Genomic DNA, 20143 nt, shown 5'->3' with positions numbered 1-20143 from the left:
CACCCTGAAGAGCCCGCCAAAAGCGGGCGCCCCCGAAGGATCGGTCGCGAAGACGCAGCCCACCAAGCCCTTTGACTTAGCTACATCCCACCGCGCCGCCACGGATCCATCGCGCGATCTCTCAGCTTGTCGAGAGCCCTTGCGGACGTGAAGTAGTCGATCTCGCCGCGCGTCAGGCCGATATCCATCAGCTCCCTGTCGCTCAGGTCGTGCAAGGCAACCCGTCGGCTCCGGGACTGCTCCCAAAACGCGCGACAGTAGCGCTTGAGCAGGCTCAAGACGGCAGAGGGGTCGAGGCGAAGCCTCGCGGCATCACCCCCCGTCTCGGAGGTGATGTTAGTCTGTTGCGGTGGCATGGGACGCTCCTGCTGTTGTGCCGGCAGGGAGCGTGGCCAAACAAAAGGCCCCGTCCGATGCCGGCGGGGCCTGGTGGAAAAGATGTCGTCGTCGAATTCCTAGCGCGCGACTCCTCCCACGGCCCAGCCGAAGCGGGTCATGTGCATCGAGTTGGTGTTGCGCACTGATTTGATCATGAGGCGACACTACCACGGCAATCGCATAAAATCAAGGGATGTGCGGAGGCTGTCTGCATCCTGGAGGCGAGCCCTTCGCGCTGCCACTTTCGGAGGCTGTGCGGCACTCTCTTGACCGCCTCGGCATTGCCAGATGGAAATGAGCCGGAACGATTGATACGGTGGCGCGATGTTCACTGACGCAGATATGGATCGAGCCGATTGGGATTTTCTGCAAAACGGAGCTGTTACGTTATTTTGGAATCCGGCCGTTCTCGGCGCAGCAAAAGAAGACCTAAGGCAACTGGGTTATGAAGTTGCCGAGGTTGCTTGCGACAATGGTCTGCCGAACTTTCTTATGCAGCTATCGGAGGTGCTCCATTGGAGGGAGCAATTCGGCTACGGTCCATGGCGAGGCAACCTAGACGCGCTGAATGATGGCTTCGGGGAGTATCCATTCGCCAATACTGGTCGAAGCGTTCTTGCTCTAGAAGGCTTTCACGGGCTCGTCTCGATTGACCGCGACTTTGCTCATGGGGTTCTAGACATCATTGAGTCGCGAGCGAGATATCATTTGCTCTTGGGCAAAGTCCTGATCTGCTTGGTTCAAACAGACGACAATCGATACTATTGCGCTCCAATCGGCTGCCGCAGCGCCAATTGGAATCGTCGCGAATGGCTTCATGCGGCTCGCGGTCTTTGAACCAATCTCCCGTAAAGGCTCAGCTTCGGCTGCTCAGTCACTGATGCCCGCTTATGGCTCCGCAGTCGACGCGCACTCTGGCTTGCCGCAGGTCTGCCCTTACAGGCGGAGCGGACGAACCTACCGATCTCGCCTAGCCGCGCACCAGCGACATCAGCCACTTGCGGCCGAACAGGATGAGGATCGCGAGCGCGTAGACGATCGTGCCTCCGACGGCGAGCAGAGCCAACGTCGCTTCGTCCCGGAAGGCATGCACGGAGGCAAGAGCGGCCGGGCTGAAGCGCGCGATCAGCCAGAAGGCTGCGGCGAGGATCAATCCGGTCAGCAGGAACTTCGCGAGCGACAGCAGCCACGCGCGGTCCAGCACCAGAAAGCCACGCCGCACGGCGAAGAACAGCACCAGCAAGAGATTGGTCCAGACGCCGACGGCGGTCGCCAGCGCGAGGCCGATCTGGGCGAGCGATCCCATCAGGGCGAGCTTCAGCGCGACGTTGACGGCGATGCCGGTCAGCGACGCCCGCACCGGCGTCGCGGTGTCCTTGCGCGCGTAGAAAGTCGCGACCGCGCTGCGGATCAGCACGAAGGGGATCAGGCCGATGGCGTAGGCGGCGAGCGTGCTGCCTGCGGCAACCGCATCGGCCTTCGAGAACGCGCCGCGGGCGAACAGCGCGCGCATGATCTCGTCGGGCACGGTGAGGAAGGCCGCGACGAACGGGATCGAGAACAGCAGCGTGAAGTCGAACGCGCGGCGTTGCGCCTTCATCGCGCCGTCATGGTCGTTGGCGGTGATGCGCCGCGACATCTCCGGCAGCAGCACCGTGCCGATGGCGATGCCGATGACGCCGATCGGCAGCTGGTTGAGACGGTCGGCATAATACAGCGCCGACAGCGCGCCCGCGGGCAGGAAGGTCGCGATGATGGTGTCGGCAAACAGCGCGACCTGCGTGCCCATCGAGCCCAGCGTCGCAGGCCCCAGCGCCTTGAAGAAGCCGCGGACGTCTTCGTCGAGCTTCAAGGGCGCAAAGCGCGGCAGGCCGCCATGGCGGGCGAGATCGCCGGCGAGCAGGAAATATTGCAGGAAGCCCGAGATCAGGACGCCCCAGGCCGCGGCGTGGCCCGCGGTCGGAAACCAGACGGCAACTGCCAGCGTCATCATCATCGCGACGTTGAGGAAGATCGACGCGGCCGCGGCGCTGGCAAAGCGCTGCATCACGTTGAGCATGCCGCCATAGAGCGTCACCAGCGTGATCAGCAGCAGATAGGGAAAGGTGATCCGGGTCAGCTCGATCGCAAGCTTGCGCTGCTCGGCATCCTCACTGAAGCCGGGCGCCAAAATGCTCATGGCCTGCGGCATGAACAGCCAGGCGGCGATGAGCAGCACGACTTGCGAAGCCAAGAGCAGCGTGAAGATGCGGTCGGCGAACAATTTGGCCGCCCCCTCCCCGCGCTCGCCATGGACATGCGCATAGGCCGGCACCCAGGCGGCGTTGAACGCGCCCTCGGCGAAGATCGCGCGGAAATGGTTCGGCAACCGCAGCGCCACGAAAAAGGCGTCGGCCACCGGGCCGGCGCCGAGGATCGCCGCGAGCATGATGTCGCGGGCAAATCCCGTCAGCCGCGAAAGCAGCGTGTAACCACCGACCGTGAAGATGCGTCCGAGCATGCGTCTGTTTTAGAGCATGGCGAGATCAGGTCTAGGTGCAAACCGCGGGGACGGTCTGCTCCCTCCCCCGCTCGCGGGGGAGGGTTGGGGAGAGGGTGTCTCAACAAGAAAGACTCCCCCAGAGGAGAGAACCCTCACCCGGCGCTTCGCGCCGACCTCTCCCGCGAGCGGGAGAGGTGAACCAAGATCAACCCGCAATCGCCCCGCGCACGGCGGCGATGATTCGCTCCTGGTCGGCTTCGGTCAGGTAGGCGTGCATCGGCAGGCTGATGACGTCCTGCGACAGGCTCTCGCAACCCGGCAACCCGCCCTCGGCGACCGGATACTGCTTGTAGGCGGTCTGCTGATGCATCGACTTGCCGTAATAGATCGCGGTCGGCACGCCCTGGGCCTTCAGCGCCGCGGCAAAGCCGTCACGGTCGGTCCCCTCGGGCAGGCGGATGGTGTACTGCGCCCAGACCGAGGTGTTGCCGGGGCTAAGGCGCGGCACGGTGACCACGTTGCTGAGCCCGCGCTCATAGCGTTCGGCAACCCGGTTGCGAGCAGCGATCTCGTCGTCAAAAATCTTCAGCTTCTCGATCAGGACCGCAGCCTGCATGGTGTCGAGCCGGCCGGTGAGGCCAAGACGGACGTTGTCGTATTTGTCGATGCCCTGCCCGTGCACGCGGATGCTGCGCAGCGTCGCCGCGAGTTCGTCGTCATCGGTGAAGATCGCGCCGCCGTCGCCAAAGCAGCCGAGCGGTTTTGCGGGGAAGAAGCTGGTGGCGGTAGCAAGCGCAAGGGTGCCGAGCTTGCGGCCCTTGTAGCTCGCGCCAAACCCCTGGGCGGCGTCGTCGAGCACGAACAGGCCTTCGGCCTTTGCGATCTCGGCGATGGCGTCGTGATCGGCGGGCTGGCCGAACAGGTCGACCGGAATGACCGCTGCCGGCTTGAGGCCGGCCTTGCGGGCGGACGCGATGCCGCGCTTGAGCGATTCCGGGCTCATGTTGAAGGTCGCCTCGTCCACGTCGACATAAACAGGCGTCGCGCCGGTCCGCGCCACCGGTGAGGCGGTCGCGATGAAGGTGAAGGACGGACACAGCACGGCATCGCCGGGCCCGACATTCTTCGCCATCATCACCATCAGGATCGCGTCGGTGCCGCTGGCGCAGCCGATGACGTGCTTGGCGCCGCAATAGGCCGCGAGCTGCTTCTCGAGCTCGGCGACCTCAGGGCCGTTGACGAACTGGCAATGGTCGAGCACGCGCTTGACGGCCGCATCGAGCGAGGCGCCGAGCCGGCGGCGCTGCGAGCCGACGTCGATGAAGGGAATGGGTTCGGACCGCAGATGCTGGTTCATGGCGCCTTGCTGATTGTCTTGCGAAGTTTGGGAAGCCGACATGGATGGAGATCAGCCGGCGACGCGGCGCGGACCCTTGCGGGCGGGCGACGTCGCGGCGGGACGCGACGGCGTCTCCAGGCACTGCGTGGCGATCTCGAGGCTGGCAACGCCCTCATCGCCCGTGACCGCCGGCGTCTCGCCGTGGCGTACGGCCTTGAGGAACGCGATCAGCTCGGCGCGCAGCGGCTCGTCATGGCCGACAGGCAGATGCCGCATCGAGTAGCTGCCGTCGGGCTTGAAGCCGAAGCACTCGGTGACCTGGCGCGTCAACAGATCGCCCATCACGTATTTGCCGCGGGTCGCGACCGTGACGCTGCGTGCCTTGAACGGCGTCAGCCAGTTGGTGTTGATGTGGGCGAGCACGCCGTTGGCGGTGCGGAACTGGAGCAGCGCGATGTCCTCGCGCTCGGCGACCGCGCTCGACAATTGCGGCTGCACCTCAACGATGTCGGATTCGGTGAACCAGCGGATCAGGTCGATGTCGTGCACGGCGAGGTCGATGACGACGCCGACATTGGACATGCGCGGCGGGAACGGACCGACGCGGGTGATCGCGATCGAGAGGATGTCCTCGCCCGCGATCGCCTGCTTGACCGCGGCGACCGCCGGATTGAAGCGCTCGACATGGCCGACCATCAGCGTGACGCCAGCCTTTTGCGCGGCGGCGACGATCTCGCGGCCTTCGGCGACCGTGGAGGCGATCGGCTTCTCGACCAGTACGTGGATGTTCTTGGCGATGCAGGCGAGCGCAACCTCGTGATGCAGATGGGTGGGCGCTGCGATGGTGACGGCATCGACGCCGGCGGCCAGGAGCTGGTCGAGCGTCTCGAAGCCCTGGCAGTTGGCAAGCTCGGTGGTGCGCGTCAGGTGCGTCGGCGAGGGATCGACCACGCCGACGAGGGTGACGCCGGGAAGACCCGCGAGCACGCGCGCATGGTTGCTGCCCATCACGCCCGCGCCCACGACACCGACGCGCAAGCCTGCTTTGGCAGGTGCTGACCCTTTGGAACTCATCTGAGCAAACCCCGATTCAACCGCAAATCCCCGGGCCGCTTCTAGCACGGGCGCCACATTTGTGGCGAATGCAGAGCTTCCGGCCCGGACACGATTTGATTCAAAAAGTTACACGTTCCCCGGGCCTTAAGCCGCTGAAAGATACTGCTCTTTCGGCCCGGGTCGCGTGATTCGGAGCCTGCTGGTTACGACCTTTGATAGTCGTCTTCAATCCGGATGATGTCGTCTTCCCCGAGATAGCTGCCGGTCTGGACCTCGATGAGTTCCAGCATGATTTTACCGGGATTCTCCATCCGGTGCACCGCGCCCATCGGGATGTAGATCGACTCGTTCTCGTGCACCGTCTTCACGGTCTCGTTGACGGTGACCCGCGCCGCGCCGCGAACCACGATCCAGTGCTCGGCACGGTGATGGTGCTTCTGCAGCGACAGCCGCCCGCCGGGCTTGACCACGATGCGCTTGACCTGGTGACGCTCGCCATTGTCCACCGACTGGTAGCTGCCCCAGGGCCGGTGCACCTTGAGATGCTCCTCGGTGACCTTCGGCGCGACCGCCTTGAGCTTGGTCACTAGGCGCTTCAGGCCGTTGGCATCCTTCTGGCGCGAGACCAGGACCGCATCGGCGGTCGCGACCACGACGAGATCGTCGACGCCTTCGAGCGCGACCAGCGCGGAATCGGTGGTGACGTTGCAGTTGCGCGAATCCTCGAACACGGCGGCGCCGTGCGCGGCGTTGCCCTGCGCGTCCTTCTCCGACAATTCCCACACCGCGTGCCACGAGCCGACGTCGGACCAGCCGCATGACACCGGCACGACGGCCGCGCGCGAGGTCTTCTCCATCACCGCGTAGTCGATCGAGATCGCCTTCGCCGAACCGAACGCCTCGGGCTCCAGCGTCACGAAGCCGAGATCGCGGCCGGCGTTGGTGACCGCATTGGAGACCGCCTCCACGCTCGCCGCATCGACCTTGCGGTATTCGTCGAGCAGGACGGTCGCCGGGAACATGAAGTTGCCGCTGTTCCACAGGTAGCCCGAATTGACGTAGTCGGCCGCCTTCACCGCGTCCGGCTTCTCGACGAAGCGTGCGACTGCGTGCACCTCACCGGAGATCACCTCGCCCAGGCTGATATAGCCGTATTCGGTCGCCGGCCGCTCCGGCTTGACGCCGAAGGTGACGATGCGCCCGGCGCTCGCGGCGGTGAGGCCTTCGCGGCAGGCCGCGACGAAGGCGGCCTTGTCCTGCACCACGTGGTCGGCGGCGAGCGCGAGCACGATCGCTTCACTGGCGCGGTTCTGCGCGAACACCGCGCCGGCGGCGATCGCAGGGCCGGAGTCGCGGCGCATCGGCTCGAGGATCACGTCGGCCTCGATGCCGATCTCGGCGAGCTGCTCCAGCACCATGAAGCGATAGGACGCATTGGTGATGACGATCGGACGATCGAACAGCGAGGCGTCCGAGACGCGCAGCAGCGTGTCCTGGAAGGTCGAGCGCGAACCGAACAGCGGCAGGAACTGCTTGGGGCGCACCTCGCGCGAGGCCGGCCACAGCCGCGTGCCGGCACCGCCGCACATGATCAGGGGGATAATGCGTTTGTCCATCGTCATCTCAAACCTTGAAGTAGTCCCGATACCAGGTGACAAAATTACGAACCCCGTGCTCGATCGGCGTTGACGGTGCAAAGCCGGTGTCGCGCATCAGGTCCTCGACATCCGCGAACGTTTCCAAAACGTCTCCCGGCTGCATCGGCAGCAATTCTTTGATCGCCGTCCGACCCAGCTCCTGCTCCAGAAGTCCGACGACATGCATCAGCTCCTCGGGGCGGTGGTTGCCGACATTGTAGACCTTAGACGGCGCATTTGCGGCAGCCGGGTCATCGGCGGGCACCCGATCGATCAGCTTGGACACGACACGGGTTACGTCGTCAATATAGGTGAAGTCGCGTCGCATCCTGCCATGGTTAAAGAGCCGGATCGGCATCCCCGCCATGATGGCGTTCACGAACAGAAACATGGCCATATCGGGCCGTCCCCACGGGCCGTATATGGTAAAGAATCGCAAGGCCGTGACCGGCAGCCGGTAGAGATGGCTGTAGGACTGCGCCATCACTTCGTTGGCCTTCTTGGTCGCGGCGTAGAAGCTCACCGGATGATCGGTCCGGTCCTGCACGGCAAATGGCAGTTTTGTGTTGGCGCCGTAAACGGAGGATGACGAGGCGTAGACCAGATGACGACAGCCGTTGTTGCGGCAGCCCTCCAGCACGTTGAGAAAGCCCTGGAGATTGGAATCGGCGTAAGCCTGCGGATGCTCGATCGAGTAGCGCACGCCGGCCTGGGCGGCCAGATGCACGACCTTGGCAAACGCGTGTTGTCCAAACAACGCCGCAATGGTCTCGCGGTCGGCCAGATCGGCCTTGACGAACGAGAAGCGGGAATCGCTGCGCAACAGCTCGAGCCGCGCCTGCTTCAGCGCCGGGTCGTAATAGCTGTTGAGATTGTCGAGCCCGATCACGGGCCGACCTTCGGCGAGCAGCTGCCGGGCGACGTGAAAGCCGATGAAGCCGGCGGCACCCGTGACCAAAATCGCCTGATCCATCATCCTGTTCCCAAGGGATCCCTAGCTCGATCACCTGCGGCGCTTCTTTAGCCGCCGCATCGAGGGGGTCGCAATAGCCCCGCCGCCCGCCATGACGGGTCGCGATAACCGCTCATGATAACCGCTATTGCAAGATCGGCGCCAAGACCATACCAAAGCGGCCTAATTCGGCGCCTCGCGTCGGGTTGCCTCAAATCTTCGCAAACCCTGTTCATGCGGGCGAGATGCGCCGAATCCTGCTGTCGACGGCCAAGATCCTGATTTCCGCAGCGCTGCTCTACCTGGCGCTGCGCAAGGTCGATCTGTCCGAACTTTTGTCGCGCTTCACCGTAACCAGCCTGTTCTGGATCGGCATCGCGATCGCCGTCACGTTCCTGCAAATCTTCGTCGGCGTGCTGCGCTGGCGCCAGATCAGCGCCGAATGCGGTGCGCCGCTCGAGCTCGGCCGGGCCATGCGCTACAACGTGATCGGATCCTTCTTCAACCAAACCCTGCCGTCCGCGATCGGCGGCGATGCGGTCCGGCTGTGGCTGGTCGCGCGCGCCGGCGCCGGATGGCGAGCGGCCACCTACTCCATCTTCGTCGATCGCGCGATCGGCCTCGTCGCACTCGCGATCCTCATCGTCGCGAGCCTGCCGTGGAGCTACACCCTCATCACCGATCCGCACGGACGCTCGGCATTGCTGCTCGTCGACCTTGCCGCGCTCGCGGGCGGCCTCGGCTTCCTGGTCTTCGGCGCGCTGAAATGGCAATGGCTGAAGAGGTGGTGGGCCACCCACCACATCCACGCCTGCGCGGTGATCGCGAACCGCGTGATCTTCAGCCGCAGGCGCGGACCGATCGTTGCGATCCTGTCGCTGACCGTGCATGGGCTCGCCGCCGTCGTCGCCTGGTGCGTCGTGCAGTCGATCGCCGCTCCGGTCCGCTTCAGCGACGTCTTCCTGCTCGTGCCGCCGGTGATGCTGATCACGATGATGCCGATCTCGATCGCCGGCTGGGGCCTGCGTGAAGCCACGATGGGCCTGGCGTTTGGCTTCGCGGGACTGGCCGCAAGCGAGGGCGTCAACGTCTCGCTGCTGTTCGGCGCCGTGTATTTCATCGTCGGCGCGATCGGCGGCCTGGTCTGGATCGTCAGCGCGGAGAAAGCCGCGCAAGGGTCGGCTCCGATCGGAGTGCCGGAGTGAACCCGGCCGCCGATACGCTCGCCGCCGTCCCCTCGCTGCTTGCCGTTGCGATCGCCGCGCTGGTGTCGGCCGTCATCACCTGGACCAGCCGTCCCCTGCTCCAGCGCTACGCACTGGCGCGGCCGAACGCGCGGTCCTCGCATCGCGTTCCGACTCCGCAGGGCGCGGGCATCGCGGTGATATCAGCGACGCTGCTGGTCGCATCGGCCTGGGCAGCCTGGGCAAATGTCGCGATCCCGCCGGCGCTGATCGCTGCGACGGTCCTGATCGCCCTGGTGGGATTTGCCGACGACATCGTCTCGCTGCCGGTGCTGGTTCGGCTCGTGCTGCAAGCCGCCGCCGTCGGAGCCGTCGTGTTCACCGCGCCCGAAACGGCGCGCATCGTCCCGGCGCTGCCGCTCGCGCTGGAGCGCGGCCTCGTCCTGCTCGCCGGAATCTGGTTCGTGAACCTCGTCAATTTCATGGACGGGCTCGACCTGATGACGGTCGTGGAAGTGGTGCCGATCACCGCGGCGCTGCTGCTGCTGGGATGGCTCGGCGACCTGTCCTGGCCCGCCGCCCTGCTCGCCACCACCCTGTGCGGCGCAACGCTCGGCTTTGCGCCGTTCAATCGTCCCGTCGCCAAGGTGTTTCTCGGCGATGTCGGCAGCCTGCCGATCGGCCTTCTGCTCGGCTGGTGCCTGCTGGAGCTCGCCTGGCACGGGCAGCCGGTCGCGGCGCTGCTGCTGCCGGCCTATTACCTCGCGGATGCCACCATCACGCTGTTTCGCCGCATCGTCCGCCGCGAACAATTCTGGTCGGCGCACCGCTCGCACTTTTACCAGCGCGCGACCGACCATGGCTTCAAGGTCCGGCGGGTGGTCGGCGAGGTGTTCGCGCTCAATCTCGTGCTGGCACTGCTGGCGATCCTCACCGTTCGCGCCGGTTCGATCACGGTCACGATCGCCTGCCTGCTCGCAGGCGCGATCGCCGTCGGCTTCGTCCTGCGGCGCTTCTCCCACCCTCAGGCGTCCTGAGCCGACAGCGCGAGCTGCAAGCCCCCGTCGAGGGAGACCTGCGGCTCCCAGCCGGACAAGTTCTGCACGGCCGGGAAGGCGCGGTGATTGCGAATCGCGGCAAAGGGCAGCCGCAGTTCCAGGCTCACCGCGCGCGTTAGCAGCGCGAAATTGCCCTTGGCGTCTGCGCCATAGATCAGCGGCGGCCTGATTCCCAAGATCTCATGTCGTTGGCGCGCTAGCGTCCTCAAGCCCGCCTCGGCGTGGCCTTGGACATGCCGTAGAGACCGCGCGGCGTCACAATGTCTTCTCGCTGAATGGGGTGCAGCCGTCATTGCTACGGCCGTGCACGAGCACCGTGCTGATGAAGATGAACTGGCGGACGCCGGCCATCGCCGCGCAGCGAGTCGGGTGCAGCGTGCCGGCAATGTTGATGTTGCGGATAGAGCTGGACCGAGTGCTTCTCCCGCTTGTGATGCACGTGCGCGGCGACTGCGTCGACGCCTTCGAGTGCGGTCTGCCAATGGGTTTCAGGACCGGTCGATTTGATCACGACCTCGTCGACGCTCCCCTTCCGGGCTGAGCACGGCACGGCGGACCGACCAGCCCTCGCGCGCTAGCGCCGCGGTTGTGCTAAGGTAAGGCGGCAACAATGCTGCCAACTATATGGTCAGGCAGCGGTGGACCCGAATTCCGGAACTGCATCCTTCAGGATGGTCCTGATGGTGGCGCGATCGTCGCGCGCGATCGCCTGCTCGAGCGCCGCAATCCACTTACGCAGCGTCTGCATCGGCGGCTCGTTCGGCTGCGCGGCCATGATGCCGGCGACGCCGATCTCGCGGGTCGGCTCCTCGGAGGCGAACAGGATCTCGTGCAGGCGCTCGCCGGGCCGCATGCCCGTGAATACGATCTCGATGTCGTAGCCGGGTTGGAGGCCGGAGAGACGGATCATGCGCTCGGCGAGATCGACGATCTTCACCGGCTGACCCATGTTGAGCACGTAGACCGAGACGTCCGAACGCTGCGTTCCGAACGCGTGCGCCGCCGCCGTAATGACGAGATCGCAGGCCTCGCGGATGGTCATGAAGTAGCGGACCATGTCGGGATGCGTCACCGTCACGGGGCCGCCGGCCTCGATCTGGGCCTTGAACTTCGGCACCACTGACCCGTTCGACGCGAGCACATTGCCGAACCGGACCGAGATAAGCCGCATCGGCGGCTTGGCGCCGCCGCTGCCTGCGGCGAGATCATGGTCGAGCGCCTGGCAGTACATCTCGGCGAAGCGCTTGGTCAGGCCGAGCATCGACACCGGCTCGATCGCCTTGTCGGTCGAGATCATCACCATGGCTTCGGCGCCGGCGTTGTGCGCGGCATCGGCAACGTTGATCGAGCCGAAGATGTTGGTCTTGACGCCCTCGCTCCAGTCGCGCTCCAGGATCGGCACGTGCTTGAGCGCTGCGGCGTGAAACACGATGTCCGGCTTGAACTCGGCCATCAGGCGCATGATGCGCTCGCGGTCGCGGATGTCGGCTATGCGCCCTTCGATCGCGGCAGCCGAGCCCTGCACGGCCAGCGCCTCCGTCACCGCGTAGAGCGCCGGCTCGGAATTTTCAACGATCAGGAGGCGCGCGGCGCCGAACGCGACGACGCGCTCGCAGATCTCGGAACCGATCGACCCGCCGCCGCCGGTGACGATCACTGCCTTGCCCCTGATCAGGGCTTCGAGCCGCGCATAGTCGATTGTCTCGCTCGGCCGCAGCAGCAGGTCCTCGACCGCGACGGCGGTGAGGCGCGGCGTATCGCCGCTCTCCAGCGACGGCATGCGGTTGACGATCACCCCTAACTTGCGCGCCCGCATCAGGATCGATTCCGGGTGCGCCTCCGGCTCGAACGCCGACGGCATCATGACGAGGCGCGCAATTGCCTTGTTGCGCTTGGCAAAGTCGCCGATGACGTCCTCGATATCATCGATGCCGCCCAGCACCGGAACGTTGCGGATGAGCTGCCCGCGATCCGAGCTTGACGGCGACAGCATGCCGACCGGCCAGATCCGCTTGGTCGCTCCGCTCTCGATGCCGCGGAGCAGCACCTCGGCATCCGCAGCGCGGCCGATCAGCAGCGTCGGCGCGGTATCCTGGGTCCTCGCGTGGCGCCGCACCCGCGTATAGCGGAAGTAGCGGTAAGTCACGCGCAACGCGCTGAGGAAGGAGATCTCAAGGAACCAGTAGAGGACGATCGTCACCTTGCCGAGGAAGAAGGCACCGCGCACATTGGGGGCGACGAAGATGTAGTCGAGCACCAGGAGGGCAACCGTCAGCACGCTCGCGACGCGGATGATGTTCAGCGCGTCGGGCAGCGAGATGAAGCGCCATTTCGTCGTGGTCAGGTTGAAGACGAAGAAGACGACCACGCTGAAGGCGAGGAAATAGGGCAGGATCTGGAACAGCAGCGGCAGGCGGTCGTAGAAGCCATCGCCGCCCTCGAAGCGCAGGTAGAATGCTGCGAACAGCGCCGCGGTGGTCGCCAGCAGGTCGTGGAGCGCGATCAGGAAATTGCGCAAGGTGAGATGCGAAAGACGCGTCATCCGCCGACCGATGAATATCCCGTTAGGTGCAACCTGACCGCGCTGATAGCTCATCTCGACAAGACTTGCCAGCCGCCCGGGCCGTTCAGGAACCAGCTTCTCCTACATTTGCGGCTGGCGGTTGAGCCCGGATCACCATGCCGGCGGCGACCCCGACGCCGATGACGTACATCCAGCCCTCGTGGAAGTCGAACAGATGGGAGTTGAACAGCGAGGTGAAGATATTCTGCACGACGACGAGCAGGCCGACCCAGCTGGCAAGCCCGTCGCCACGAAACAGGAGAAGATGGAGGATCCAGATCGCGTAGAGGACGACGACGCCGATGACACCCCATTGCACGGCGACGTTCAGCGTCTGGTTGTGCGGATTGCCGATCACCTCTGCGGAAGCCAGGTACTGTCCGCTGGGTGTCGCGGCGCGCTCGAACAATCCGCGCGTTGAACCCGTGCCGTGTCCCACGATCGGCGCCTCAACGAAGAAGCCGAGAGATTTGCGCCAGAACTCGAGCCGCAAGCCCGCCGAGGTCGGCTCGCCCTTCTCAACATAGCGCGTGTACTCGTCGGCAAACCTGTCGGCGGTCTTGCGCAATTGCGTCGAGGCCTGCCAGGCGAGAACGGCGCTGGCGAGCAGGATGGCGGGGATGATCGCGATGCCGCGCCCCTTCAGGTGAAGCAGCGCGAATACGCCGACCATGATCGGAACGGTGACGAGCGCGGTGCGCGACACCACCACGAAGGCCATGTTGACGAAGAAGCTCAGCGCCAGCGCCGCGAGCAGCCCGGCGAACCAGTAGCGCTTCTGGCGCAGCAGCATCACGATCGGATAGGCAAGCGCCACCGCGCAAAGCGTGAATTCCTGGCTCTGGTCGATGTAGTTCTTGACGAAGATGCCGCGCTCCATGGGGTCGGTCTTTAGCGCGAGGCTCGGGTAGAAAACGACCAGCCACGACATCACCGACAACAACCCGCAAGACACCAGGAAAGCGATGAACACCCATTGTCCGCGCCGCGAGCGCTCGAAATGATAGAGCAGGACCGGAAGCACGAGCAGCTTGACGGTCGGATTGACAGCATAGAAACGCGCGCCCCAGGCCGCGTCCGACCACAGCGTTCCCACCAGCGCGAGCAGAACCAGCGCGATCGGCGCAACGCAGATCGGACGCTTGAGCGATTGCACGAACGCACGGACGTCGAAGAACGGCACCATGCACAGCAGCATCAGGGCGTTGAAGATGCCCGCAAGCGACGTCGACCAGGGCAGCGAGGCCGCGGTGAGGATGGCGAACAGATCGACGGTCTCGCTCCAGGCCGCCGGGCTGCGCAGGCGCCGCCACAGCATCTGGCTCGCCGTCTCGCGGGCAAGTGCCGTCACTTCGTCCCTCCCCGGGCGCGATGCACCAGCGCCGTGGTGCTGAAACCCTGGAGGATGTCGACCAGCACGACCACCCCGCCGGCGGCCTCGACGACCTCATGGCCGACCACCTGCTCGCGGGTGTAGTCGCCGCCCTTCACCAGTGCAGCGGGCTTGATCCGGGTGATCAGGTCGATCGGCGTGTCCTCCTCGAAGATGACGACGAGATCGACCGCTTCGAGCGCGGCCAGCACCTCGGCACGGGCGCGCTCGTCCTGGACCGGACGGTCGGCGCCCTTCAGCCGCCGCACCGAGGCGTCGCTGTTGAGGCCAACGACCAGGCGGTCGCAGGCGCCGCGCGCCGCGGTCAGCACCTTGACGTGGCCGGGATGCAGGATGTCGAAGCAGCCATTGGTGAAACCGACCCGCAAGCCCTGCGTGCGCCATTCCGCGAGCTGCGCGTCGAGCGCCGCCGGCTCGAGCACGATCTTCTCCTCGGCCGCGAGATAGGCGTGCGGCAGGATCTTTCGCCGCAGCTCGGCCGTGCTCACAATGGCGGTGCCCAGCTTGCTGACGGCGACGGAAGCGGCGGCATTGGCCACGCGCAGCGCCGTGTCCCAGTCCGCGCCCGCCGCGAGCGAGACCGCGAGCGCGGCGGCGACGGTGTCACCGGCGCCGGAGACGTCGCGCACCTTCACCGGGACGGCCGGAACGTGAACGGCCGCGCCGTTGCGCGGCACCAGCGTCATGCCGTGCTCGCCTTGCGTGACCAGGATCGCCTCGCAATCGGCGAGCCGCATCACGTCCTCGCTGGCATCGACGATGCTCTGCGGCGTGTCGGCGCGGCTGCGGGTGGCTTCGGCAAATTCCTTGCGATTGGGCGTGAGCAGCGTCGCGCCGCGATAGATCGCCCAGTTCAGGCTCTTGGGATCGACGATCACCGGCTTGCCGAGCTTTCGTGCGGCGTCGATGGTGTGGCGGATCACCCGCGCCGTCAGCACGCCCTTGGCGTAGTCGGACAGCAGCACGATGTCGGCGCGCGCGATCTGCGGCAGGATCGCCTCGATCAGCTTCGCCTCGACCTCGTCGGAAGCAGGCTGCGCCTGCTCCCAATCCGCGCGCAGCATGTGGGTGGAGAAATGCTCGGAAACGAAGCGGACTTTTCGCGTGGTCGGCCGCGACGGGTCGCACACCAGCACGCTTTCGATGGCAGCCTGGTCGGCAAGCGCAGCCGCGAGCCGCTTGCCCGCATCGTCCTCGCCGACGAGGCCGACGAAGATGCAGCGCGCACCGAGCGAGGCGACATTGCGCGCGACGTTGCCGGCGCCGCCGATATGGATCTCGCTGCGCTGGGCAACGATGACCGGCGTCGGCGCTTCAGGCGAGATCCGCGACACCTCGCCATAGACGAACTCGTCCAGCATGATGTCGCCGATACAGAGCACCGTGCGGCCTGAGATCGTTTGCGCGAGGGCGTCGAAATCGAGAATGGGCGTCGGCATGATCCTGGAGCCTCAGCGGAAGCGGTCGGGCCGGTCGAGATAATCCCCGACATAGGCCTTCACCGCATCCTCGAGCGTCGTGAAGCCGCCGTTATAGCCGGCGCGGCAGAGGCGATCGACCTCGCTCTGGGTGAAGTATTGATAGTTGTTGCGGATCTGTTCGGGCATGTCGATATATTCGATGTTGGGCCTCGCCCCGAGCGCCGCATAGGCAGCCAGCATCAGATCCCTGAAGCTGCGCGCCTTGCCGGTGCCGACGTTGAACAGCCCGGACACCGAGGGCGTTGCCAGCAGCCACATGATGACGCGCACGACGTCGTCGACATAGATGAAATCGCGGCGCTGGTCGCCGTCGGCAATGCCTTCGCGATGCGACTTGAACAATTGCACGACGCGGCCCGCCTTGACGTCGTCGAAGCGCCGCGCCAGCACGCTCATCATCGAGCCCTTGTGGTACTCGTTGGGGCCGAACACGTTGAAGAATTTCAGGCCGGCCCATTGCGGCGGGAGCTTCTCGCCGCGCGCGACGCGCTCGGCAACAGCGAGATCGAACATGTGCTTGCTCCAGCCGTAGAGATTCATCGGCCGCAGTTTTTTCAGCGCAGGGACCGACGCGTCGTCGTCAAAGCCTGCCTCGCCGTCGCCATAGGTGGCGGCCGAGGAGGCGTAGATCAGCGGCACCGCATTCGCCGTGCACCAGTCGAGCAGGCGCATGGAGAGGCGGAAATTGGTTTCGAACACGAGGTCGCCGTCGGTCGCGGTGGTCGCGGAAATCGCCCCGAGATGGATCACGGCGTCGAGCCTGCGGCCCTTCAGCCAGTCGGGCAGCTCGGCCGGGGGGACGATATCCACAAGCTGGCGCTTGGCGAGATTGCGCCACTTGCCGTCGGTACCGAGGAAATCACAGACGGCGACGTCGCTGCGGCCGGCGTCGTTCAACGCAGCCACGACATTCGACCCGATAAAACCGGCTCCGCCGGTCACCAGCAACATTCCAACTACCCTGCCCGATGTTTGCGGCCCGATCCCTGCCGTAGCGCATCATTTGCCAAAGTGTAAGCATTTTGGGACCAGCGCTCTCCCGGCTTTACCTACCGGCCCGGAGCGGCTAACCGAACCGCCACATCAGCTCGCCTTCGGTCCTATTAACGAATGAACATAGATTCGCAACTTAGTGGAAGCGCAGATCGGAGCGACACCCGCCCGATCCTGATCGTTCCCTACATGTGGATCGGCGATTTCGTCCGGAATCACACCGTGGTGCGGGTCCTGAAGCAGCGCTGGCCGAACCGGCCGGTCGATCTGCTGACCACGTCCCTGTGCGCGCCGCTGGTCGATTACATGCCCGGCGTGCGCGCAGGGATCGTCTGGGACTTGCCGCGCAGCCGGCTCGCCGTCGGCCGCCAGCTCGGCCTGGCAAAGCTCCTGCGCGAGCGGAACTACGGCACGGCCCTGGTGCTGCCCCGGACCTGGAAGGCCGCCATCGCGCCCGCGCTGGCCGGCATCCCGGAGCGGGTCGGCTTCGTCGGCGAGTTCCGGTTCGGCCTCCTCAACCGCTGGCGCTGGGGCGAAAAAAAGCTGCCCCGCTTCATCGACAAGAACGCCGCCCTCGCCCAGCCCGACGGCGCGCCCCTGCCCCCGGAATGGCCGGTGCCGCAATTGCGGGTCCCGGCCGAGGACATCGTCCGTTGGCGGCAGGCCAATGGTCTCAGCGCCGGGGCAGCCGTGGCGCTTGCCCCCGGCTCGGTCGGCGTCTCAAAGCGCTGGACCTACTATCCGGAGGCCGCCCGCTTGCTGGTCGAGCGCGGCCTGGAGGTCTGGGTGGTCGGCGGGCCCGCCGAAAAGGGCCTCGCCCAGGAGATCGTCGCGGCCGGCGGCCCTGATGTCCGCGACCTCACCGGCACCGATTTGCGCAACGGCGTGCTGGCCATGGCGGCCGCCGGCGTCGCGATCTCCAACGATTCCGGCCTGATGCACATCGCGGCCGCGCTCGGCACGCCCACCATGGGCATCTTCGGCCCGACCAGCCCCTACCTCTGGGCCCCCCTCAACGGCCTTGCCGCGACCGTGGTCCAGGACAAGAGCGTGCTGTCCTGCCAGCCTTGCCAGAGCACCATATGCAGGATGAACGACCACCGCTGCATGCGGGATATCGCGGCGTCGGAGGTGGTGGCGATCGCGCAAAGGGTGCTGAGTGAGGCGGGCGCGCGCGTTACGACTTGAGGCCATTGGGGCTGCGCCGATGATGACATCCTGCCAGTGTCTTGCCCGACGAGTCAAATCGGCTTCGTAAAATCCGCAGCGCGGCGACCCCGCCGCCAAGCCATTGATTCTGCTGGCACCGGCTACTGTGCATGGGGTTGTTTTCGCGGTTTTTGTTTGGGGACGCGACAGCGGCGCCTCAGAGCAGCGGCCGATAGACCTCGCCGATCCGCGCCGCTTCGGCATCGAGACTGAACTTTGCGAGCACCCGCGCCCGTCCGCGCTCGCCCATCGCAGTGGCCGCAGTGACGTCCTGCATCAGCGGCTCGAGCGCCGCCGCGAGCGCATCGGCATCGCCCGTCGGGATCAGCACGCCCGTCACGCCATTCTCCACCACGAGCTCGGCCGCACCGGCGCGCGCGGCGACCAGCGCGCTGCCGGCCGCCATCGCCTCGATCAGCGTGAGGCCAAAGCCCTCGTTGCGCGAGGTGAAGGCGTAGATCGTCAGCCGCTGGTACCAGCGCTGCACCGCTTCGATCGGCAGCTCGCCGGTGATGACGATGCGCGACTGAAGGTTGGCTGCCTCGATGCGCTTCTTCAGGTCGTTCGCGAAGGGCGTCTGCTCGGGCGTGACCTGACCGACGATGACGGCGGTGAAATCCGGATAGCGCGGCAGCAACCGGCACATCGCATCGACGAACACGTCAGTACCCTTCTGCGCGCGCACCCGGCCAAAGCAGCCGATCGCGTAGCGGCCCGGCAGCGCGGCTTCCGCGAAGGCAGCCGTGCGATCGGTCGGCGGCGCATAGACGTCGGTGTCGACGCCATGCGGGATCACGGTGGCCTTCACCTTCAGGAACGAGGCCGAGATGTCCGAAGTCGCGATGATCGCGTCCATCCGCCGGATCAGCCATCGCGTGATCCAGCTGTGGTGCCGCTGCGCCGCCGAGGTGAAGACGAGTTTCAACGGCCAGCCGAGCGCGCGCAGCACGACGCCGGCGATCATCTCGTTGTTGCGGCGCGCATGCCAGATCAGAGGCGTCTTGCGGCGCCATAGCTTGAGGAAATCGGCACCGCTCAGGCGCGCGATCCCCTCCGGCGCGTCGGAGCCGAACCACGCCGCGCGATACAGTCTTGCCAGCCGCGGCGCCACCATCCGGTTGGTCGCGGTGACCCCGGAATAGCGCCTGTGCAGATTTGGCACGATCACTTGCAGATCGTCCGGGGGATTCGCCACGTCACGCTCCGTTTAGCGGACCCCCTATACGCAACATTAAGCATAGTGACCAGTTCAGCCGCGCCGAAACCCCCTCTTCACCGCGCAAACGTTAACTTGGCGCGTTGCTCGAAGACGGGTGAGATCAATGACTGTTCTAGTCACCGGCGGCGCCGGCTATATCGGAAGTCACACGGTCCTGGCGCTGGCGGAAGCCGGCGAGGACGTCGTCGTGATCGACGATCTCTCCACCGGTTTCTCCGCCTATCTGCCGGAGGGCGTGCCGCTGTTCATTGGCGATGCCGGCGACGAGAACCTGCTCGAGGGTGTGATCGCCCAGCACAACATCGAGAGCATCATCCATTTCGCCGGTTCGGTGGTCGTGCCGGATTCGATGCGCGATCCGCTCGGCTACTACCGCAACAACTTCATGACTGCGCGCAACCTGCTCAACGTCGCGGTCAAGCGCGGCATTGGCCGCTTCATCTTCTCCTCGACCGCCGCCGTCTACGGCGATCCGGACCAGGTGCCGGTGCCCGAGCACGCGCCGACGCGGCCGCTGTCGCCCTACGGCTCGTCCAAGCTGATGACCGAGATCATGCTGCACGACGTCGCCGCCGCCTACGGCATGCAGTACGTGACCTTGCGTTATTTCAACGTCGCGGGCGCCGATCCGCAGGCCCGCATCGGTCTAGCCACCGTCGGCGCCACGCATCTGCTCAAGATCGCAGTCGAGGCTGCGACTGGCCAGCGCGCCAAGATCGACGTGTTCGGCACCGACTATCCGACCCCGGACGGAAGCTGCATCCGGGACTTCATCCACGTCACGGACCTCTCGCAGGCGCACCGCTCGGCGCTGGCTTACCTGCGCAATGGCGGCGCCTCGACGACGCTGAATTGCGGCTATGGCCGCGGCTATTCGGTGCTGGAGACCATCGACGCGGTGCGCCGGGTGTCCGGGCGCAGCTTCGCCGTGCAATACGCCCCGCGCCGGCCCGGCGACATCATGACCATGGTCGCCGACACCAGCCGCATCCGCGGCCTGCTCGACTGGAAGCCGCAATATGACGACCTCGAGACCATCGCAGCCCATGCGCTGGCCTGGGAGGACAAGCTGTACCGCGAGCGCCATGGCGAGCTCCGCCACGCCGTCTCGGCCTAGATTCCATCCGGACGCAAGCCCTTAATTGGGCTTGAAAAACCCCGCTTTAGCGGGCACAGAGGCCCTTCGATCCCTGACGCGC

At 65.6% G+C, this 20143-nt stretch carries 17 protein-coding genes; 5 read left to right on the top strand and 12 right to left on the bottom strand.

Annotated features, from left to right (window positions below):
* Positions 1-80: 80 nt before the first annotated feature.
* Positions 81-356, bottom strand: a complete 276-nt coding sequence (locus tag AB5K84_RS16305) for a DUF1127 domain-containing protein (RefSeq protein WP_038967038.1) — start codon at positions 354-356, stop codon at positions 81-83.
* Between the two features lie 346 nt (positions 357-702).
* Between AB5K84_RS16305 and AB5K84_RS16300 the strand changes: the two genes are divergently transcribed.
* Positions 703-1215, top strand: a complete 513-nt coding sequence (locus AB5K84_RS16300) for a hypothetical protein (protein ID WP_011088656.1) — start codon at positions 703-705, stop codon at positions 1213-1215.
* 133 nt (positions 1216-1348) lie between these two features.
* Here AB5K84_RS16300 and murJ read toward each other — a convergent pair whose 3' ends face one another.
* The 5 genes from murJ to AB5K84_RS16275 all read right to left on the bottom strand — a co-directional run bounded on the left by murJ (position 1349) and on the right by AB5K84_RS16275 (position 7868).
* Entirely contained in the window at positions 1349-2878 is a 1530-nt protein-coding gene (gene murJ, locus AB5K84_RS16295; protein ID WP_011088657.1) for a murein biosynthesis integral membrane protein MurJ, read from the bottom strand.
* A 187-nt stretch (positions 2879-3065) separates the two neighbouring features.
* Positions 3066-4217, bottom strand: a complete 1152-nt coding sequence (locus AB5K84_RS16290; RefSeq protein ID WP_038967037.1) for a DegT/DnrJ/EryC1/StrS family aminotransferase — start codon at positions 4215-4217, stop codon at positions 3066-3068.
* Between the two features lie 51 nt (positions 4218-4268).
* A complete protein-coding gene (locus AB5K84_RS16285; RefSeq protein WP_028173222.1) occupies positions 4269-5273 on the bottom strand; it encodes a Gfo/Idh/MocA family protein in 1005 nt (334 codons plus the stop codon).
* Positions 5274-5458: 185 nt separating this feature from the next.
* Entirely contained in the window at positions 5459-6871 is a 1413-nt protein-coding gene (locus AB5K84_RS16280) for a mannose-1-phosphate guanylyltransferase/mannose-6-phosphate isomerase (RefSeq protein WP_028173221.1), read from the bottom strand.
* Positions 6872-6878: 7 nt separating this feature from the next.
* The gene (locus AB5K84_RS16275) at positions 6879-7868 is read right to left on the bottom strand and encodes an SDR family NAD(P)-dependent oxidoreductase (RefSeq protein WP_110116664.1); all 990 of its coding nucleotides are present in this window, start codon (positions 7866-7868) and stop codon (positions 6879-6881) included.
* Between the two features lie 221 nt (positions 7869-8089).
* Between AB5K84_RS16275 and AB5K84_RS16270 the strand changes: the two genes are divergently transcribed.
* Both AB5K84_RS16270 and AB5K84_RS16265 read left to right on the top strand, forming a co-directional pair.
* Positions 8090-9049: a lysylphosphatidylglycerol synthase transmembrane domain-containing protein gene (locus tag AB5K84_RS16270; RefSeq protein ID WP_110116665.1), complete on the top strand. Its 960-nt coding sequence runs from the start codon at positions 8090-8092 to the stop codon at positions 9047-9049.
* Positions 9046-10065, top strand: coding sequence for an MraY family glycosyltransferase (locus AB5K84_RS16265; protein WP_110116666.1), 1020 nt, complete (start codon positions 9046-9048; stop codon positions 10063-10065). The genes AB5K84_RS16270 and AB5K84_RS16265 overlap by 4 nt, the downstream gene beginning before the upstream one ends.
* Here AB5K84_RS16265 and AB5K84_RS16260 read toward each other — a convergent pair.
* The 5 genes from AB5K84_RS16260 to rfaD all read right to left on the bottom strand — a co-directional run bounded on the left by AB5K84_RS16260 (position 10053) and on the right by rfaD (position 16474).
* The gene (locus tag AB5K84_RS16260) at positions 10053-10262 is read right to left on the bottom strand and encodes a hypothetical protein (protein WP_244651815.1); all 210 of its coding nucleotides are present in this window, start codon (positions 10260-10262) and stop codon (positions 10053-10055) included. The genes AB5K84_RS16265 and AB5K84_RS16260 overlap by 13 nt on opposite strands.
* A 452-nt stretch (positions 10263-10714) precedes the next feature.
* Complete coding sequence (locus tag AB5K84_RS16255; RefSeq protein WP_162603655.1) at positions 10715-12628, bottom strand: nucleoside-diphosphate sugar epimerase/dehydratase; 1914 nt, start codon at positions 12626-12628, stop codon at positions 10715-10717.
* A gap of 85 nt (positions 12629-12713) precedes the next feature.
* The gene (locus AB5K84_RS16250; protein ID WP_110116668.1) at positions 12714-14000 is read right to left on the bottom strand and encodes an O-antigen ligase family protein; all 1287 of its coding nucleotides are present in this window, start codon (positions 13998-14000) and stop codon (positions 12714-12716) included.
* Positions 13997-15481, bottom strand: a complete 1485-nt coding sequence (gene rfaE1 / locus AB5K84_RS16245) for a D-glycero-beta-D-manno-heptose-7-phosphate kinase (RefSeq protein WP_110116669.1) — start codon at positions 15479-15481, stop codon at positions 13997-13999. The genes AB5K84_RS16250 and rfaE1 overlap by 4 nt, the downstream gene beginning before the upstream one ends.
* A gap of 12 nt (positions 15482-15493) precedes the next feature.
* A complete protein-coding gene (rfaD, locus tag AB5K84_RS16240) occupies positions 15494-16474 on the bottom strand; it encodes an ADP-glyceromanno-heptose 6-epimerase (protein WP_110116670.1) in 981 nt (326 codons plus the stop codon).
* A gap of 159 nt (positions 16475-16633) precedes the next feature.
* Here rfaD and waaF point away from each other — a divergent pair, with 159 nt between their 5' ends.
* Positions 16634-17704, top strand: a complete 1071-nt coding sequence (waaF, locus tag AB5K84_RS16235; RefSeq protein ID WP_171463789.1) for a lipopolysaccharide heptosyltransferase II — start codon at positions 16634-16636, stop codon at positions 17702-17704.
* A 178-nt stretch (positions 17705-17882) separates the two neighbouring features.
* On the opposite strand, the gene AB5K84_RS16230 is transcribed toward waaF, so the two are convergent.
* Positions 17883-18920 (bottom strand): glycosyltransferase family 4 protein, encoded by a 1038-nt coding sequence (locus AB5K84_RS16230; protein WP_110116671.1) that lies wholly within the window; start codon positions 18918-18920, stop codon positions 17883-17885.
* A 127-nt stretch (positions 18921-19047) separates the two neighbouring features.
* Between AB5K84_RS16230 and galE the strand changes: the two genes are divergently transcribed.
* Positions 19048-20061, top strand: coding sequence for a UDP-glucose 4-epimerase GalE (gene galE / locus AB5K84_RS16225; protein WP_028173210.1), 1014 nt, complete (start codon positions 19048-19050; stop codon positions 20059-20061).
* Positions 20062-20143: the final 82 nt, after the last annotated feature.

The organism is Bradyrhizobium sp. 1200_D9_N1_1 (genome assembly GCF_052075915.1).
GTDB classification, from domain to species: Bacteria; Pseudomonadota; Alphaproteobacteria; order Rhizobiales; family Xanthobacteraceae; genus Bradyrhizobium; species Bradyrhizobium diazoefficiens.
Note: the sequence above shows the minus strand (reverse complement) of the source record. Positions and strands in the feature narration are given on the sequence as shown.

Bases quoted from the DNA above. Each gene is read 5' to 3' on its own strand.
- rfaD (WP_110116670.1), bottom strand. From the start codon at position 16,474: ATGTTGCTGGTGACCGGCGGAGCCGGTTTTATCGGGTCGAATGTCGTG.
- AB5K84_RS16275 (WP_110116664.1), bottom strand. From the start codon at position 7,868: ATGATGGATCAGGCGATTTTGGTCACGGGTGCCGCCGGCTTCATCGGC.
- AB5K84_RS16290 (WP_038967037.1), bottom strand. From the start codon at position 4,217: ATGAACCAGCATCTGCGGTCCGAACCCATTCCCTTCATCGACGTCGGC.
- AB5K84_RS16255 (WP_162603655.1), bottom strand. From the start codon at position 12,628: ATGACGCGTCTTTCGCATCTCACCTTGCGCAATTTCCTGATCGCGCTC.
- rfaE1 (WP_110116669.1), bottom strand. From the start codon at position 15,481: ATGCCGACGCCCATTCTCGATTTCGACGCCCTCGCGCAAACGATCTCA.
- AB5K84_RS16285 (WP_028173222.1), bottom strand. From the start codon at position 5,273: ATGAGTTCCAAAGGGTCAGCACCTGCCAAAGCAGGCTTGCGCGTCGGT.
- galE (WP_028173210.1), top strand. From the start codon at position 19,048: ATGACTGTTCTAGTCACCGGCGGCGCCGGCTATATCGGAAGTCACACG.
- murJ (WP_011088657.1), bottom strand. From the start codon at position 2,878: ATGCTCGGACGCATCTTCACGGTCGGTGGTTACACGCTGCTTTCGCGG.
- AB5K84_RS16270 (WP_110116665.1), top strand. From the start codon at position 8,090: ATGCGCCGAATCCTGCTGTCGACGGCCAAGATCCTGATTTCCGCAGCG.
- AB5K84_RS16300 (WP_011088656.1), top strand. From the start codon at position 703: ATGTTCACTGACGCAGATATGGATCGAGCCGATTGGGATTTTCTGCAA.
- waaF (WP_171463789.1), top strand. From the start codon at position 16,634: ATGAACATAGATTCGCAACTTAGTGGAAGCGCAGATCGGAGCGACACC.
- AB5K84_RS16280 (WP_028173221.1), bottom strand. From the start codon at position 6,871: ATGGACAAACGCATTATCCCCCTGATCATGTGCGGCGGTGCCGGCACG.
- AB5K84_RS16305 (WP_038967038.1), bottom strand. From the start codon at position 356: ATGCCACCGCAACAGACTAACATCACCTCCGAGACGGGGGGTGATGCC.